At 70.0% G+C, this 16,469-nt stretch carries 11 protein-coding genes; 6 read left to right on the plus strand and 5 right to left on the minus strand.

Going from position 1 to position 16,469, the window contains the following annotated elements:
* The first annotated feature begins 2 nt into the window (after positions 1–2).
* Entirely contained in the window at positions 3–227 is a 225-nt protein-coding gene (locus ACTWJ5_RS13240; RefSeq protein ID WP_074984054.1) for a hypothetical protein, read from the plus strand.
* Between the two features lie 1,429 nt (positions 228–1,656).
* On the opposite strand, the gene ACTWJ5_RS13245 is transcribed toward ACTWJ5_RS13240, so the two are convergent.
* The 3 genes from ACTWJ5_RS13245 to ACTWJ5_RS13255 form a co-directional block, all read right to left on the minus strand.
* A complete protein-coding gene (locus ACTWJ5_RS13245) occupies positions 1,657–2,859 on the minus strand; it encodes an NAD(P)/FAD-dependent oxidoreductase (protein ID WP_444438944.1) in 1,203 nt (400 codons plus the stop codon).
* A gap of 198 nt (positions 2,860–3,057) precedes the next feature.
* Entirely contained in the window at positions 3,058–3,426 is a 369-nt protein-coding gene (locus ACTWJ5_RS13250; protein ID WP_444438946.1) for a response regulator transcription factor, read from the minus strand.
* A 189-nt stretch (positions 3,427–3,615) separates the two neighbouring features.
* Entirely contained in the window at positions 3,616–4,641 is a 1,026-nt protein-coding gene (locus tag ACTWJ5_RS13255) for a GlxA family transcriptional regulator (RefSeq protein WP_249919700.1), read from the minus strand.
* A gap of 238 nt (positions 4,642–4,879) precedes the next feature.
* Between ACTWJ5_RS13255 and ACTWJ5_RS13260 the strand changes: the two genes are divergently transcribed.
* Entirely contained in the window at positions 4,880–5,554 is a 675-nt protein-coding gene (locus ACTWJ5_RS13260; RefSeq protein WP_074984045.1) for a response regulator transcription factor, read from the plus strand.
* 22 nt (positions 5,555–5,576) lie between these two features.
* On the plus strand, positions 5,577–10,703 hold the full coding sequence (locus tag ACTWJ5_RS13265; protein ID WP_444438949.1) for a trifunctional serine/threonine-protein kinase/ATP-binding protein/sensor histidine kinase: 5,127 nt from the start codon (positions 5,577–5,579) through the stop codon (positions 10,701–10,703).
* Here the strand turns inward: ACTWJ5_RS13265 and ACTWJ5_RS13270 are convergent.
* Positions 10,689–11,438 (minus strand): SDR family NAD(P)-dependent oxidoreductase, encoded by a 750-nt coding sequence (locus ACTWJ5_RS13270; protein WP_256514960.1) that lies wholly within the window; start codon positions 11,436–11,438, stop codon positions 10,689–10,691. The genes ACTWJ5_RS13265 and ACTWJ5_RS13270 overlap by 15 nt on opposite strands.
* A complete protein-coding gene (locus tag ACTWJ5_RS13275; RefSeq protein ID WP_444438951.1) occupies positions 11,438–11,848 on the minus strand; it encodes a MerR family transcriptional regulator in 411 nt (136 codons plus the stop codon). Before ACTWJ5_RS13275 ends, ACTWJ5_RS13270 begins: the two co-directional genes overlap by 1 nt.
* A 221-nt stretch (positions 11,849–12,069) precedes the next feature.
* Between ACTWJ5_RS13275 and ACTWJ5_RS13280 the strand changes: the two genes are divergently transcribed.
* From ACTWJ5_RS13280 to ACTWJ5_RS13290, 3 genes are all read left to right on the plus strand, one after another.
* Positions 12,070–12,294: a hypothetical protein gene (locus ACTWJ5_RS13280; RefSeq protein WP_058070440.1), complete on the plus strand. Its 225-nt coding sequence runs from the start codon at positions 12,070–12,072 to the stop codon at positions 12,292–12,294.
* A gap of 70 nt (positions 12,295–12,364) precedes the next feature.
* The gene (pqqF, locus tag ACTWJ5_RS13285; protein WP_444438953.1) at positions 12,365–14,653 is read left to right on the plus strand and encodes a pyrroloquinoline quinone biosynthesis protein PqqF; all 2,289 of its coding nucleotides are present in this window, start codon (positions 12,365–12,367) and stop codon (positions 14,651–14,653) included.
* A 289-nt stretch (positions 14,654–14,942) separates the two neighbouring features.
* Positions 14,943–16,139 (plus strand): porin, encoded by a 1,197-nt coding sequence (locus tag ACTWJ5_RS13290; RefSeq protein WP_043316469.1) that lies wholly within the window; start codon positions 14,943–14,945, stop codon positions 16,137–16,139.
* The last annotated feature ends 330 nt before the right edge of the window (positions 16,140–16,469 follow it).

Consider the following 16,469-nt stretch of genomic DNA (forward strand, 5'->3'; position numbering starts at 1 on the left):
CCATGATCCTGCGCGGTATGGCACAGATGCATATCGACGACCTGCCTCCCGGGTTCCAGGCGCTGGCCCGTGGGCTGGCGGGCGGGGAGCCGTTGGGGTTCGTCTGGGTGGTGTTCTACCAGGGGCGTATTTTCGGGGCTTATCCCTGTGCGGACCAGGCGTTGCGCAAGGTGACCGAGATAGAGCATTGCATCAGTGAGGATGAGGTGCCGAGTGCGCAGGGGTGAGGGGGTGGTTCTTCTCGCGGACTTGCCGGCTACGCCGGACTCCCCGGTTACGTCGATGTGCTTTTCGTAGGAGCGAGCTTGCTCGCGAACCCTGGATTCCCGCGTTCGCGGGAATGACGAGGGGGAGTTCTGGCATTTCAGGATGACTCCGAACTCCCCGCCCACTCCGAACGGCCCCTCTCCCGCTTGCGGGAGAGGGGCTCTTCTGCGGATTATCAACCTCTACTCCAACCCCAACCCCGTCATTCCCGCGAACGCGGGAACCCAGCTGCCTTGGCTTGGGTGTTTCTGCGTCGCACCGAGTTTGCCCGGCCTTCTCGTTTCGCCCCCTCGGGCGAGTCCCTTTTGTCAAACGGTGGAAGGCCACCCCCGCAAAAAGGAACCAAAAAGGCTTGCGCCGACATACGGGCCCGATAAAGCCGGGCTACCCTCACGAATTCCCCCGCCACGGAGGCCCGCCCCGAGGGTACGTCCCTGTAGCCCGCGGGGTTCTCGCGACATCCATGTCGCATGACCTCCTGAGCGCGGGTTTCGCTCGGCCTTCTGAAGGGGCGTTCCGGTGCGCTCGGCTATTTCTCTGGAAGTCCAAGAGCAAACGCGCTTTTGCTTTTTGCTTTTCGTAGGAGCGAGCTTGCTCGCGAACCCGCCAGTCTCTGGGTTATTCCCCTTCGGGCCAGCGCAAGCGCTGTTCGCGATGGAGCCGCGTCCCGCGTCCGCGGGAATGAGGGGGTGATGTTAGGCGTTTCAGGATGACTCAGGACTTCCCGCGGCTCAGGACAGCCCCCTCTCCCTTCAGGGCGGGGCGCGCAGCCGAGGGCTGGGGAGAGGGTTGCGGACACCGCCCACACACCTTTGCCAACCCTATACTCCGCTCCCCCTCCCTAACCCTCCCCCGCAAGCGGGAGAGGGGACCGTTCGGCGTGAAGTGCAATCACGAAGCTCCCTGACTCCACCCCCGTCCAGCCAAACCCATCGCGGACGGAGTCCGCTCCTACGGTTCCAGGAAGCACGGGCGTAGGAGCGGACTTTGTCCGCGATTGGATTCACCGGCACCGCCGAACGCTCCGGTGGCACGGCCAGCGGCGGATAACCGCGAACGGTTATCCGCCCCGCGTTCCCGCGTTCGCTAGGTGTATCAGTCTGACTCCAAACTCCCCACCCACTCCGAACAGCCCCCTCTCCCGCTTGCGGGAGAGGGTTGGGGAGAGGGGCGCTCCTACGGTTCCAGGAAGCACGGGCGTAGGAGCGGACTTTGTCCGCGATTGGATTCACCGGCCCCGCCGAACGCTCCGGTGGCACGGCCAACGGCGGATAACCGCGAACGGTTATCCGCCCCACGTTCCCGCGTTCGCTAGGTGTATCAGTTTGACTCCAAACTCCCCACCCACTCCGAACAGCCCCCTCTCCCGCTTGCAGGAGAGGGGGCTCTTCAGGCCACCGGGATAAGCGGATCGGCCGCCGCCAGGGCGATGCTGCGGTCGGCTGCCGGCGGGTAGATCCACAGGGTGTTGATCTGCGTCTTCAGCTCCTTGGCCTGCTCGCCCAGCAGTTTGACCTGGCGGTCCCAGCCCTCGGTGTACACCGCGCCCCAGGCGCCCAGGTCCAGGCAGGTCACGTACTTGGGCTGGCGGTAGGGGGTGGGCGGCACGCCCAGCAGGTCGGCGGCGGCGTTGTTGCCGGCGTGGCGGCCCAGGGAGATCGCGTGCTGGCAGGACATCACCGCGTGGTTGCCGAGGTCGTCGGTGGCGGCATAGGCCACGTCGCCGGCGGCGAATACCTTGGCCTGGCCGCGCACCTTGAGGTTGCCGTCCACGTGCAGGCGGCCCAGGCCGTCGCGCTCGCCGCTCAGTTGTTCGGTCAGCGGGCTGGCGCGCAGGCCGCCGGTCCAGATGACCGTGTGGCTGTCGATGCGACGGCCGTCGGCCAGGCTCACGCCGTCGGCGTCCACCGCCGCGACGCTGGCGTCGGGCAGCCATTCGATGCCCAGCTTTGTGGAGGCCTCGATGATCGACGGGCGGATGCCTTCGCCCAGGGCGGCGGCCACCTGCGCGCCGCGGTCGACGACGATCACGTGGATGTCCTGCTCCGCGCCCAGCGCTTCGCGCAGGCGCGCCGGCATTTCGGTGGCGGTCTCGATGCCGGTGAAGCCGCCGCCGACCACCACCACGGTGTTGCGCGCCGGGCTGGCGGGGCGGTTGCGCAGGGCCTTGAGGTGCGCTTCCAGGCGCGCCGCGGATTCGATCTGGTCGACGTCGAAGGCGTGGCTGTCCAGGCCCGGCACCGGCGGCCGGGCGAGCTGGCTGCCGGTGGCCAGTACCAGGCGGTCGTAGCCCAGCTCGCCCTGGCGGCCGGCGGCGTCGCGGTAGCCGACGCTCTGCGCCTGCTCGTCGATACTCTCGGCGCTGCCCTGGACGAAGCGGATGCCCACCGTGTCGAACAGCGCGTCCAGCGGGGCGAACATGCGGCCCACGTCGGGTTCGTAGAAGCGCGGGCGGATGCGCAGCTCCGCCTGGGGTGCGAGGAGGCTGATCTGCACGTCGTGACGCTCGTGTCGGTCCAGCAGGCGTGCCGCGCTCAAGGCGCTCCAGAGCCCACCGAAGCCTGCGCCCACCACCAAAATCTGCTGTTTCATGATTTGCTCCCGAATATACGTAGTGATGAATGACCTTGAAGTTTCGGCTCCAAGCCCGGCGTGACTGTCGAGTCGTCCGCTGTGGAATTCATGCTATTCGGGGAACTTGCGCCGCACACTTCTACATGGGGTTCGCGGAATAGTGCGTTGGTCTGGCGGATATATACCTAGGTATCGGCAGAACTTGCCGGGGAAGTTTCAGCGCGGCTGGCGCAGGGCGGTTTCGATGTACGCGAGCAGGCGCTCGGCGTCGAACGGCTTGGGCAGGCAGGCGAGCGGGGCGGGAACCGCCTCGGGGTAGGCGGTGATGAAGATGACGGGAATGCGCAGGCCCATGGCGATGAGCCTTGCGTGCAGCTGCAGGCCGCTCATGCCGGGCATCTGCACGTCGGACACCAGGCACTGCGCCTCGCCGGGCTCTCCGGCGAGGAAGTCCAGGGCGCTGGAATGACTGCGCACGCGGTAGCCGCTGGCGCGCAGCAGGCTCTCCAGCGCCGCGCGCACGGAGTCATCGTCGTCGACCACGGCAATCACGACCGTCTGGCGACTCGGAGGTTCTTGGGTCATCTGGAATTGCTCGTGGCGGTATCTGTCGAGACTTCAAGATACGCCAGCGAACAAGGCGAAGAAGTATACCTGGGTATAGTCGGGCGAGACCTGGGTATGGGTTCTTGCAAACTTCCGTCGAGGCACTTTCCGCAACTTGGCAACTTCCTTGATCAATGAAGGGCAAGTTCATGGATACGAATGTAGTGCTCAGGCCTCGCGGGTAAAGCGGCTGCGATAGTCGCGCGGGGCGATCGACAGGTGGCGCTGGAAGGTGACGCGCATCCGCTCCTCGTTGCCGAAGCCGCATTGCCGGGCGATCTGCTCGATGCTCTGCGTCGAGTGTTCCAGCAGGCGCCGGGCGGCCTCCAGGCGGAACAGCTCGATGGCCCGGGCCGGGGTGCGGCCGGTGCGCTGCTTGTAGACCCGCGAGAAGTTGCGCGGGCTCATCCGCACGCGCTCGGCCAGCTGCTCCACCGTGAGGCTGCGCTCGCCCAGGTGCTCGGCCAGCCACAGGTGCAGTTCGTCGAACAGCGGGCTGTCGGCGGCCTGGGACTGCAGCAGGGTGCTGTACTGCGCCTGGCCGCCGGGGCGCTTGAGGTACACCACCAGCTCGCGGGCCACGGCCATGGCCACCTCGCGGCCGCAGTCGGCTTCCACCAGCGCCAGGGCCAGGTCGATGCCGGCGCTCACGCCCGCCGAGGTCCAGGTTTCGCCCTGCTGGATGAAGATCGCGTCGGCATCCACTTCCACTGCCGGGAAGCGCTGGCGCAGGGCGTCGCACAGGGCCCAGTGGGTGGCGGCGCGGCGGCCGTCGAGCAGGCCGGCGCGGGCCAGCAGGAAGGCGCCGCTGCACACCGAGGCGACACGCCGGATGTGTGGCGCGGCGGCGCTGATCCAGGCTGCCAGCTCGGTATGGCTGTCCAGCGTGTGGCAGATGTCCGGGGCGCCGGGCACCACCAGGGTATCGGCTGCCACGGCGTGCGGCGGCGGCAGGCACGTACTGTCCACCGCCAGGCCTTCCACGGTGCGCACCAGGCCGCCGGCCAGGCTCGCGGTGTGCAGGCGGTAGCCGGGCAGGCCGCGTTCGGCCAGCGCCTTGGAGGCGGCCCAGAACACCGTCTGGGCGCCGCTGAGGTCGAGCAGGCCCATGTCCGGGTAGGCCACGAACAGCACCTCGCGCGGGCCGTTGCCGGGCAACGCATTCTGGGGGTTGTCGATTGGGGTGATGTTCATTGCCAACGCTGCCATGCCTATTCCAACCAGCAGCGAGATACCGCCTGTGGCGGCGCTTGGCAAGCCCGGCGCCGGCGCTGGCCGATAACCTGGGATTTCTGTCCTGGCGAGCGGGCGCGGCGGCGCGCTAACTTCGTCCGGATGCCGGGCGTCCCGCCGCGTTGTCGGAGACGCCGTGGTGGACTAGTTTTTTCAGTCGTATGCCATGCGCGGCGTCGGTCGCGGGAGAGCCAGCCAGATGAGTTCGTGGTCGCAATCGGGGGCGCAGCAGGGCAGCGCCAAGCCCAGGGAACCGGTGGTCTACGTGGTCGACGACGACGAGTCGATGCGCCTGGCGCTGTCGGGGCTGCTGCGCTCCATCGGCCTGCGCGTGGAGACCTTCGAGTCCCCCGCGGACTTTCTCGTCTTCCCCCGCGACGACGCCCCCAGCTGCCTGGTGCTCGACGTGCGCCTGCGCGGCGAGAGCGGCCTGGCCTTCCAGGAGCAGGTGGAGAAGCACGGCCTGCGCATGCCCATCGTGTTCATGACCGGCCACGGCGACATCGCCATGACCGTCAAGGCCATGAAGGCCGGCGCAGTCGACTTCCTCGCCAAGCCGTTCCGCGACCAGGACATGCTCGACGCCGTGGCCAACGCCCTGGCCAAGGACGCCGAACGGCTCGCCGCCGAGCGCTCCAGCGCCGGGCTGCGCGAGGCCTACGCCGCGCTCACCCCCCGCGAGCGGGAGGTGATGGGCTACGTGGTGGCCGGCCTGATGAACAAGCAGATCGCCGCCGAACTGAACCTCAGCGAAGTGACGGTGAAGGTCCACCGCGGGCAGCTGATGCGCAAGCTGGCGGCGCGCTCGGTGGCGGACCTGGTGCGCAAGTCCGAGGCCCTGGGCATCGCGCCGCAGACGCGCCGGGCCCCCTGAGCGGGCGCGGCGTGGAGCGGGGATGAGCGACAGACAGCAGGTCCTCTGGGACGACGGCGAGCGCGTGTTCAGCCGTGGGCGGCACCCGCGCCAGGACGAGCTCGGCGTGCTGCTCGCGCGCCCGGCCGGCGAGCCGCCGCAGCCCGCCAGCGTCGAGCGCCTGGCCCACGAGTTCGGCCTGAAGGACCAGCTGGACGGCGCCTGGGCGGTGCGCCCGCTGGAGCTGCTGCGCGAGGGCGGGCGCAGCCTGCTGGTGCTGGAAGACCCCGGCGGCGAGCCGCTGTCCGCGCAACTGGGCGCGCCCATGGAGACCGGCCGCTTCCTGCAGCTGGCCGTGGGCATCAGCGCGGCCCTGGGCCACCTGCACCAGCGCGGCCTGGTGCACAAGGACCTGAAGCCGCCGCACATCCTGGTCGATTGCGCCGACGGCCGCGTGCGCCTCACAGGTTTCGGCCTGGCCTCCTGGCTGCCGCGCGAGCGCCAGGCGCCGGAGCCGCCGGAAACCATCGCCGGCACCCTGGCCTACATGGCGCCCGAGCAGACCGGGCGGATGAACCGCTCGATCGACTCGCGCAGCGACCTCTACGCCCTGGGCATCACCCTCTACCAGATGCTCACCGGCGACCTGCCGTTCGCCGCCAGCGAGGCCATGGAGTGGGTGCACTGCCACATCGCGCGCCAGGCGGTGCCGCCCACGGCGCGGGTGGCGAGCATCCCCGCGCCGCTGTCGCAACTGGTCATGAAGCTGCTGGCCAAGACCGCCGAGGAGCGCTACCAGAGCGCCGCCGGGCTGGAGCACGACCTGCGCCGCTGCCTGGCGAGCTGGCAGCGCCAGGGGCGCATCGACGACTTCCCGCTGGACGGGCACAGCGTGCCGGAGCGCCTGCTGATCCCCGAGAAGCTCTACGGCCGCGAATGCGAGGTCGGCACCCTGGTGGCCGCCTTCGAACGCATAGTCGCGGGCGACGCGCCGGGGCTGGTGCTGGTGTCCGGCTACTCCGGCATCGGCAAGTCCTCGGTGGTCAACGAACTGCACAAGCTGCTGGTGCCGCCGCGCGGGCTGTTCGCCTCCGGCAAGTTCGACCAGTACAAGCGCAACATCCCGTACTCCACCCTGGTGCAGGCCTTCCAGGGCCTGGTGCGCATGCTCCTGGGCAAGAACGACCGCGAGCTGGCGCGCTGGCGCCAGGCCCTGCAGCAGGCGCTGGGCGCCAATGCGCGGGTGATGACCGAACTGATCCCGGAGCTGAAGCTGATCATCGGCGAGCAGCCGCCGCTGCCGGCGCTGGAACCGCAGCAGGCGCAGCGCCGTTTCCTGCTGGTGCTCAAGCGCTTCATCGGCGTGTTCGCCCGGCCGGAACACCCACTGGCGCTGTTCCTCGACGACCTGCAATGGCTGGACGCGGCCACCCTCGACCTGCTGGAAGACCTGCTGACCAGCGACGACCTGCGCCATCTGATGCTGCTCGGCGCCTACCGCAGCAACGAGGTGGACGAGGCCCACCCCCTGCGCACCACGCTGCGCAAGGTCGGCAAGGCGCAGGTGCGCATCGACGAAATCCGCCTGGCGCCGCTGGGCCGCGGCCACGTCGAACAGTTGATCGCCGAGGCCCTGCACGGCGCGCCGGCGCATATCCGCCCGCTGGCGCAGCTGGTGCACGACAAGACCGCCGGCAACCCGTTCTTCGTCATCCAGTTCCTCCAGGCCCTGGCCGAGGAGGGCCTGCTGGCCTTCGAGGCGCAGGCGCGGCAGTGGCGCTGGGACCTCGGGCGCATCCAGGCGATGGGCTACACCGACAACGTCGTCGACCTGATGCTCGACAAGCTGGCGCGCCTGCCGGCGCAGACCCAGGAGGTGCTGCAGCAGCTGGCCTGCCTGGGCAACCGCGCCGAGGCCGCGACCCTGGGCAGCGTGCTGGCGCTATCGCGCAGCCAGCTGCAGCGGGCCCTGTGGGACGCCATCCGCCAGGAACTGGTGGAGCGCGGGGAGGGCGCCTACGCCTTCGCCCACGACCGCATCCACGAGGCGGCCTACCTGCTGATTCCCCAGGCCGAGCGCGCCGCGGCGCACCTGCGGATCGGCCGCCTGCTGGCCGAGCAGACGCCGCCGCAGGCGCGCGAAGAGGCGATCTTCGAGATCGTCGGCCAGCTCAACCGCGGCGCTGCGCTGATCGCCGAGCCGGCCGAGCGCGAGCGCCTGGCCGGGTTCAACCTGCTCGCCGGGCAGCGGGCCAAGGCCTCGACCGCCTATGCCTCGGCGCTGGCCTATTTCGCCCGCGGCGTGGAGCTGCTGGATGAGGCGAGCTGGCAGGGCCGCCACGAACTGCTGTTCGCCCTGGAGTCCGGCCGCGCCGAATGCGAGTTCGCCACCGGCCAGGTGGCCCTGGCCGAGCAGCGCCTGCGGATGCTCTCCGGGCGCGCCGCGACGACCGTGCAGCGCGCCTGGGTGGCCTGCCTGCAGGTGGACGTCTACCTGATCCTCGACCGCCGCGACGACGCCGTGGCGGTCTGCCTGGATTTCCTCCGCCACGTGGGCATCGACTGGCCGGCCCACCCGGACGACGCCACGGTGCAGGCCGAGTACGAGCGCATCCGCGCGCAACTCGGCGCGCGGCCCATCGACACGCTCATCGACCTGCCGCCGATGCGCGAGCCGCTCGCCCTGGCCACCATCGAGGCGCTGACCACGCTGTTCTCGCCGGCCCTGCACACCGACGGCAACCTGGCCTGCCTGACCATCTGCAAGGCCATCAACCTGAGCCTGGAGCACGGCAACGGCGACGCCTCCTGCGTGGCCTACGCCAACATCCCGCGGGTCGCCGGACGGCGCTTCGGCGACTACCAGGCCGGCTTCCACTTCGGCCGGCTCGGCTGCGAACTCGTCGAACGCCGCCGCCTGGAACGCTACGAGGCGCGCACCTACCTGTCGTTCTCGCTGTTCGCGCAGCGCTGGGTGCAGCCGGTGCGCGCCTGCGAGGAGCAGCTGCGCCGCGTGTTCGACAGCGCCAACCGCACCGGCGACCTGCCGTTCGGCGCCTTCGCCTGCAACAGCCTGGTGTCCAACCTGCTGTTCAGCGGCGAGCCGCTGCCCGAACTGCAGGCCGAGGCGGAGCGCGGCCTGGCCTACGCCGGCAAGGTCGGCTTCGGCCTGGTGATCGACTTCCTCGACAACCAGCTCGCGCTGATCCGCACCCTGCGCGGCCTGGCCCCGCGCTTCGGCCACCTCGACCAGGGCGGCTTCCGCGAGGCGGAGACCGAGGCGCGCCTGGCCGGCGCCTCGCGGGTGTACAGCTGCTGGTACTGGATCCGCAAGTTGCAGGCGCGCTACTTCGCCGGCGATTACTCGGCGGCGCTGGAGGCTTCCGCCCAGGCTCAACCGTTGCTGTGGACCTCCCACGCGTTCATCGAGGAGGGCGAGTACTGCTTCTTCGACGCGCTTGCCCACGCCGCGCTGTGCGATGCCGCCTCGCCGGACGATAGCCACCTGGACGTGATAGCCGCACACCGGGACGAACTGCGGGTGTGGGCCGACCTCTGCCCGGCGAACTTCAGCTGCCACGTCCTGCTGCTGGAAGCCGAACTCGCCCGCCTGCGGGGCCGCGTGGCCGACGCCGAGCTGCACTACGAGCAGGCCATCCGCGCCGCCCAGGACGACGGCTTCCTCCAGGTGGAGGCGCTGGCCAACGAACTGGCGGCCGCCTGCTACGCCGCGCGCGGGCTCGACAGGGTGGCCCGCGTCTACCTGCAGGGCGCGTATGCCTGCTACCTGCGCTGGGGCGCCGAGGGCAAACTGCGGCAGCTGGAGGCGTGGCATCCCTTCCTCGGCGAACAGGCGCCGGCGCCGGGCCCCACCGCCACCATGGCCGCCCCGGTGGAACAGCTAGACCTGGCCACCGTGCTCAAGGTGCTGCAAACCACCTCCGGCGAAATCGTGCTGGAGCGGCTGGTGGACAGCGTCATGCGCACGGCCCTCGAGCAGGCCGGCGCCGAGCGCGGCGTGCTGGTGCTCCAGGGCGCCGACGGGCCGCGCATCGTGGCGCAGGTGACGGTCGACGACGATGCGCCGCGCCTGCAACTGCGCGACGAGCCGCTGAGCGAGGCGCTGCTGCCGGAGGCGCTGCTCTACCAGGTGCTGCGCACCGGCGAGAGCCTGGCGCTGGACGACGCCCTGGCCGAGGCGGCGTTCGCCAGCTCGCCCTACGTGCGCAACCGCCAGGCGCGCTCCATCCTCTGCCTGCCGCTGATGAACCAGGGCCAGCTCAGCGGCGCCCTGTACCTGGAGAACAACCTGACCGCCCGCGCCTTCAGCCCGGCGCGCACCGCCGTGCTCAAGCTGGTGGCCTCGCAGGCCGCCGCCTCGCTGGAGAACGCCCGGCTGTACCGCGACCTCGCCGAGCGCGAGCGGCGCTACCGCGAGGTGCAGGGCGAACTGGCCCACGCCAACCGCGTGGCGACCATGGGCCAGCTCACCGCGTCCATCGCCCACGAGGTCAACCAGCCGATCGCCGCCACCATCACCAACGCCTACGCGGCGCAGCGCTGGCTGGGCGCGCAGCCGCCGGACCTGGGCGAGGTGGGGCAGGGGCTCGAACGCATCGTCAAGGACGCCAACCGCGCCGCGGACGTGCTCAAGCGCATCCGCGGGCTGCTGCGCAAGGCGCCGTCGCAGAAGGCCGCGCTGGACATCAACGAGGCGATCCTGGAAATGGTCGAGTTCACCCGCGGCCAGGCCGCCAAGGGCGGCGCCACGGTGCGCACGCAACTGGCCGACGGCCTGCCGCCGGTGGAGGGCGACCGCGTGGAGCTGCAGCAGGTGCTGCTCAACCTGATCATCAACGCCATCGAGGCCATGGGCGAGGTCGACGACGGCGTGCGCCAGCTGGACATCGAGACGGCGCCGGATGGCGCAGGCGGCGTGCGGGTGAGCGTCAGCGACACCGGGCCTGGCTTCGCCGCGCAGGACGCCGGGCAGGTCTTCGCGCCTTTCTACACCACCAAACCCAGCGGCCTGGGCATGGGCCTGTCGATCTGCCGCTCGATCATCGAGGCCCATGGCGGGCAGCTGCAGGCCTTGGCCAACCCGCCGCGCGGCGCGCGGGTCCGCTTCGACCTGCGGGGCTGCCCGGGCCAGGCCCTAGAGCTGCGATAGGCCGCCGTCCACGCACAGGTCGACGCCGGTGATGAAGCTGCTGTCGTCCGAGGCGAGGAACAGCGCGGCGTTCGCCAGCTCCTCGGGGCGGCCGAGCCGGCCCAGGGGAATCTGCCCGGCCACCTGCCTTTCGAAGGCGGCGAACTGCTCGTCGCCGATGCCCATCTTGCCGATGATCGGCGTCAGCACCGGGCCCGGGCTCAGGCAATTGACGCGGATGTTGCGCTGCCTGAGCTCCGCCGCCCAGCTGCGCGCGAAGGAGCGGACGGCGGCCTTGCTGGCGGCGTACACCACATGGGCGTCCAAGGCCTTGAGGTGGGCGATGGACGACACCAGCACGATGGAGCCGCCGTCGCGCAGCAGCGGCAGGGCCTTCTGGATGCTGTAGAAGACGCCCTTGACGTTGATGTCGAACTGCTCGTCGAACTGCGCCTCGTCCACCTGTTCGCCCGCGGCGGGGCGGATGATGCCGGCATTGGCGACCAGCACGTCGAGCCGCCCGTACAGCTGGCCGATGCGCTGGTACAGCGCGTCGATATCGGTCAGCCGGCCGGCATCGGCGCAGATGCCCAGGGCGTTGCCGCCGATCTGCCCGACGGCCTCGTCCAGCACCTGGCGGCGCCGCCCGGTGATGACCACCGTCGCGCCCTCCCGGGCGAACCGCTGCGCGGTGGCCAGGCCGATGCCGCTGTTGCCGCCCGTCACGAGCGCGATCTTGTCGTTCAGCTTTCCCATCATTCCTCCAACGTCGTTGCCGAGTGAGTTTGCGTGGGGGATTGCCATGCAGGATCGGCCGGCAGCGGCAGGTAGCGCCCGATCTTCTCCGCCAGCTTCGCGCGGCGATCGGCGAGCCGGGCCTGGAGCGCGTCCAGTGCCTGGAGCTTCTCCACGTGCCGCTGCAGGCAGGCGAGGAAGCCTTCGCTGTCTTCCTCCTCCTCCAGGTGCTGCAACAGGCCGTGGATCTGCCGGGTGCTGAAGCCGCACTCGATCAGTTCGCGTATCCAGAGCACGCGCTGCACCATGGCCGGGGCGTAGTCGCGATAACCGTTTTCCAGCCGTGACGACGCGATCAGCGCCCGGGCCTCGTAATGACGAAGCGCGCGGGTGCTCGCGCCGGTACGCAGTGCCAGTTCGCCAATCCGCATGTTCACCTCCACCGGCGGAACTCTAGGGGCTTGACGCTAGTGTCAAGGTCAAGCGCCCGGGCTTGCCCGGCGCGGGACCTCGGGTGGCGATTATAGGAACGCGGCCCGGCGGCCAGAAATGCACATGGGTATAGGCCGGGCATACCTGGGTATGACGGCCGGCGGGGCACGGAGGCCGGCTCGTCTATGCTGGAACTTTCGATTGCCAGCGAGGGTGCGTCATGGGCCTGAACGAAGCGAGCCAGCGGCTGCGGCGCGAATTATTGAACATGGCCTTCCGCCATGAGGGGCTGGCGACCGACCTGGGGCGGGCCGCCGAGCAGCTGCCGGCATCCCAGGCGGTGCACCTGGTGCGCATGGCGGCCTTCCTGCAGGGCGATGCCGAACGGCTGATCGCCATGGCCGAGCAGGTGCGCACGGGCGTCATCAGCGCCAGCGGCCCCTGACCCCTCCAAAGCACTATTCCCTTCCTCCGGCGTGCGGGTAAGGTGGCGGCAGAACACCATTGGATTGCCCATGAACCGCAACGCCGCGCCCCCGCAGGCCCGCCAGGTCGTCCTGGCCAACGGCCTGGGGCTGACCCTGGTGCACGATCCGCAGGCCACCCGCGCCGCCGCCCTGGCGCGGGTGGCGGCCGGCAGCCATGACGAGCCGCGGGCGCACCCCGGGCTCGCGCATTTCCTCGAACACCTGCTGTTCCTCGGCGGCGTGCGCTTCGCCGCGGGCGAGCGGCTGATGCCCTGGGTGCAGGCGCGGGGCGGGCGGCTGAACGCCAGCACCCGGGCGCGCACTACCGACTACTTCTTCGAAGTGCCCGCCGCGGAGCTGGACGGCGGCCTGGCGTGCCTGCTCGACATGCTGGCCCGGCCGCGGTTGGAAGTTAGCGCGCAACTCGGCGAACGCGAGGTGCTGGAGGCGGAATACATCGCCCGCGCCAGCGATGCCGGCACGCTGATAGACGCGGCCCTGGCCGCCGGGGTGGCCGAGGGGCATCCGCTGCGCCGCTTCGTGGCCGGCCGGCGCGCCAGCCTGGCGGTGGAGGAGGCGGGCTTCCAGGGCGCGCTGCGGGACTTCCATGGCGGTTTCTACCGGCCCGGCAATGTGCAGCTGTGGCTGCAGGGGCCGCAGTCCCTCGATGAGTTGCAGGCCCTGGCCGCCCGGTACTGCGGGGATTGGTTGGCTGGCCCAGTGCCGGTCCGCAACCTGCCGCCGGCCCTGGTGCCGCTGGCCGGCGACAGGCTGCACCTGCGCCTGCCCGGTGCGCCGCGCCTGGTGCTGGGCTTCGCCGTGGCCGAGCTGGATGCCGCCGCCGAACAGACCTTCGACGCCCTGGCCGGCCTGCTGGCCGACGAGGCGGAGGGTGGATTGCTGGCCTGGCTGGGCGAGCGCGGGCTGTGCGATGCGGCGAGCTTGCGGGTGGTCTACCGCGCGCCGGGGCAGGCGCTGCTGGCGGCGACCTTCGAACTGGCCCAGGCGCGGGATGCCGCGCGGGTCGAGGCGGCCTTCCTCGATTGGCTGCGGGCGTTGCGCGAGGGTGGCGGCGTTGCCTTGGTGGCGGACGAAGCACGGCAACTGCCTCCCCTGGAACAACTGCAGCGGCGTGCCCGGGGCCTGCCGGCGCCGGTCTCGCCGCAATGGCTGGCGGCGCTGGACGCATCGCGCCTGGTCCGCCTGCTGGTGGCGGCGGATGCGCCGGGCCAGCCCGCCTGCGTAGCCGGCTTCGACCTGCACCTGGGGCGCAGCCCGGTCGAGTCCGTGGACTTCGCCCCGCAGCCCTGGCGCTTCGCGGCGCCACCTGCGGCCAGCACGGCGGCAACGGGGGCGATCCATTTGCGTTGGCGCTTCCCGAGCGCGCCGGCCCATAGCCACTTCCTCGCCTTGCGCCACGGCCTGCGTCCCCTGGCCGGGCTGGCGCGGCGCAATGGCGTGAGCCTGCGCCTGGACGAGGAGGGCGCCGACTGGACCCTGGGCCTGCAAGGCCCGGCCGACCGCCTGGAAAGCTGCCTGGACGGCGCCCTGGCGCTACTGGCCGAGCCTCCCGCGGCAGCGCTGGCCCAGGGGGAGCGCCTGCTGCTGCGCGAGCGGCAGCAGAAGGCCGCCGAACTGCCGATCCGCCGTCTGCTCGATGCCTTGCCGGTCCAGTTGGCGGGGGAGGGTACGGCTTTGCCGGACTGGCCCTCGGCGCGCTGGGATGTGCTGGCGCGCAACGTCGAGCCGCCCCAGCCAAGCCAGGTGCCTGGCCTGCTGGCGACGGAGCTGCTGTTGCCGCCGGCACTGGTTCCCGGCCGCCATCGCTGCGTCATGGCGGGTGAGGGCGAGTCGGCGTTGTTGCTGTTCTACCCGCTGCCAGGGCGGGATGCGACTCAGGAGGCCGCCTGGCGCCTGCTGGCGCGCGAGCTGGAAGGCGGCTTCTACCAGCGCCTGCGCGTCGAGCTGAACCTGGGCTACGCGCTGTTCTGCGGCTTCCGCCAGGTCGCCGGTTGGCGCGGGCTGCTGTTCGCCGTGCAGTCGCCGCACGCGCAGCCGGACGCGCTGTTCGGCCACCTGCGCACCTTCCTGGAAGACGCCGCCATCTCCCTGGGCGAACTGTCCGAGGCCCGCCTGCACGACCTCGCCCACAGCCTGGCGAATGAGCCAGCTAGCGAGGGCGCAGCCTGGCGCGACCAACTCGCCGGCGTGGATGCCGATCACGCGCAACGCGTGGCCGAGGCCGCCCGCCGCACCACTCGCGCCGATCTCCAGGCCGCCCATGCCGCATTGCTGGGCGAGCAGGGCGGCTGCTGGCTGCTGACCCACCGCGCCTGATCCACCCCCAGACTTTCTTCCGCTGCTGCCCGGGCGTACCGCCCCGGACACGTACGCCTGCGACTTTGGTCCTGCGCCGCAAGGCCCGCTGCCAAGGTGCCGCTACCCCCGCGACCAAGGCGCCGGGCCTTGTGGTGGCCTGGTGCCATGGCCTTGCGCAGCGCTCCGGCAAGCCCCACGCAAGCAGCGTCGAAGCGCGCCCAAAGCAGCGTATGGCGCCGCGCGGGGCGTTTCGATAATCGCCTCCGCCACGACCCCGAACGGTCATCCATCCCCTGCGGAGCGCGTCATGAACAAGAACAACACCGCCATTCGCCGTTTCCTGCCCCTGGCCCTGGCCTCGCTGGGCAGCCTGGGCTGCCTGCCGGCCGTCGCCGACATCAAGCTGTACGACAAGGACGACACCACCTTCTCCACCGACGGCTACTTCAACGCCTTCTACGTCAACAGCGACGTGGACCGCGAGGGCGACACCTACGACCGCCGCCAGTCGCGGGTGAAGATGGGCTTCCTGCCCAACTACATCGGCTTCAACTTCGGCAAGAAGATCGACGGCCTGACCCTCACCGGGCGTTCCTCGTTCTGGGTGACCATCAACGACAGCGAGCAGGACGGCACCGACACCGCCATCGACGTGCGGCAGTTCTACGGCAACGTGGCCGGCGACTGGGGCGAGGTGCTGATCGGCAAGGACTTCGGCCTGTTCTCGCGCTCGAACATCTTCCTCGACGAACTGCTGGCCGGCTTCGGCAACGCCAGCGACACCCTCGGCCTGGTGGACGGCAAGGGCGTGTCCTTCGGCAACATCGGCACCGGCTACCCGTACCCGTTCCCCACCTCGCAGATCACCTACCGCAACAACAACCTGGTGGACGGCCTGCGCGTGGCGGTGGGCATCATGGACCCGATCGACACCAACCAGATCGACAAGGACGCCAGCGACGGCCTGGACGACAAGGCCTACCAGGACAACCCGCGCTACGAGAGCGAGATCAGCTACCAGTTCGACCTGGGCGGCGCGCAGATCTACAGCTGGGTCAACGGCGCCTACCAGACCTCGAAGAACACCAACGACCAGGTCGACGACGTCACCTCCAAGGGCCTGGGCTACGGCATCCAGGCCAAGTTCGGCGGCGTGTCGCTGACCGGCTCGGGCTTCACCGCCAAGGGCATCAACCCCTTCTTCACCAACAACGCCGGCGAAGCCGCGCTGCGCGAGGTGGACAGCCGCGGCATGCTGCTGCAGGGCTCCTACACCTGGGGCAAGAACCGCCTGGCGCTGTCCTACGGCAAGACCGAGGACGACGGCAACGGCCTGGGCAGCGCGGCGGACTACTCCACCCGCGGCATCGCCTACTTCCGCACCATCAACGACAACCTCAAGCTGGTGGCCGAGTACAACCAGTACGAGATCGACGGCCGCAAGGGCTCGCTGGTGAGCGAGGACACCGACACCTTTGCGGTTGGCGCGGTATTGAACTGGTAATCCTCAGAGCTCCTTTGGCAGTAATTGGGCGGGGCGGCGGTGGCGTCGGTCCGCCGTTTTTTTTGTGGGGGGATGGTGTTGCTTTGAAGAGCGCCCTCTCCCTAACCCTCGGCTGCGCGCCCCGCCCTGAAGGGAGAGGGGACCGTTCGGAGTGCTCGGGTATTTCGGAGTCAGCCGGCTAGCACGAAGTTGCCGGCTGACACCAAATCCATTCTCGGCACGGACTAGCCCCCTCTCCCTTCAGGGAGAGGGCTGGGGAGAGGGTTGCGGACCCCAACCCCGCTCCGCAGATGAACCTGACTCCGCTGTTCGCTGTACCGCGAATCGCGC

This window comes from Pseudomonas sp. A6, from assembly GCF_052367875.1.
Lineage (GTDB): Bacteria > Pseudomonadota > Gammaproteobacteria > Pseudomonadales > Pseudomonadaceae > Pseudomonas > Pseudomonas citronellolis.

Bases quoted from the DNA above. Each gene is read 5' to 3' on its own strand.
- ACTWJ5_RS13290 (WP_043316469.1), top strand. From the start codon at position 14,943: ATGAACAAGAACAACACCGCCATTCGCCGTTTCCTGCCCCTGGCCCTG.
- ACTWJ5_RS13275 (WP_444438951.1), bottom strand. From the start codon at position 11,848: ATGCGGATTGGCGAACTGGCACTGCGTACCGGCGCGAGCACCCGCGCG.
- ACTWJ5_RS13245 (WP_444438944.1), bottom strand. From the start codon at position 2,859: ATGAAACAGCAGATTTTGGTGGTGGGCGCAGGCTTCGGTGGGCTCTGG.
- ACTWJ5_RS13240 (WP_074984054.1), top strand. From the start codon at position 3: ATGATCCTGCGCGGTATGGCACAGATGCATATCGACGACCTGCCTCCC.
- ACTWJ5_RS13255 (WP_249919700.1), bottom strand. From the start codon at position 4,641: ATGAACATCACCCCAATCGACAACCCCCAGAATGCGTTGCCCGGCAAC.
- ACTWJ5_RS13250 (WP_444438946.1), bottom strand. From the start codon at position 3,426: ATGACCCAAGAACCTCCGAGTCGCCAGACGGTCGTGATTGCCGTGGTC.
- ACTWJ5_RS13280 (WP_058070440.1), top strand. From the start codon at position 12,070: ATGGGCCTGAACGAAGCGAGCCAGCGGCTGCGGCGCGAATTATTGAAC.
- ACTWJ5_RS13265 (WP_444438949.1), top strand. From the start codon at position 5,577: ATGAGCGACAGACAGCAGGTCCTCTGGGACGACGGCGAGCGCGTGTTC.
- pqqF (WP_444438953.1), top strand. From the start codon at position 12,365: ATGAACCGCAACGCCGCGCCCCCGCAGGCCCGCCAGGTCGTCCTGGCC.
- ACTWJ5_RS13260 (WP_074984045.1), top strand. From the start codon at position 4,880: ATGAGTTCGTGGTCGCAATCGGGGGCGCAGCAGGGCAGCGCCAAGCCC.
- ACTWJ5_RS13270 (WP_256514960.1), bottom strand. From the start codon at position 11,438: ATGGGAAAGCTGAACGACAAGATCGCGCTCGTGACGGGCGGCAACAGC.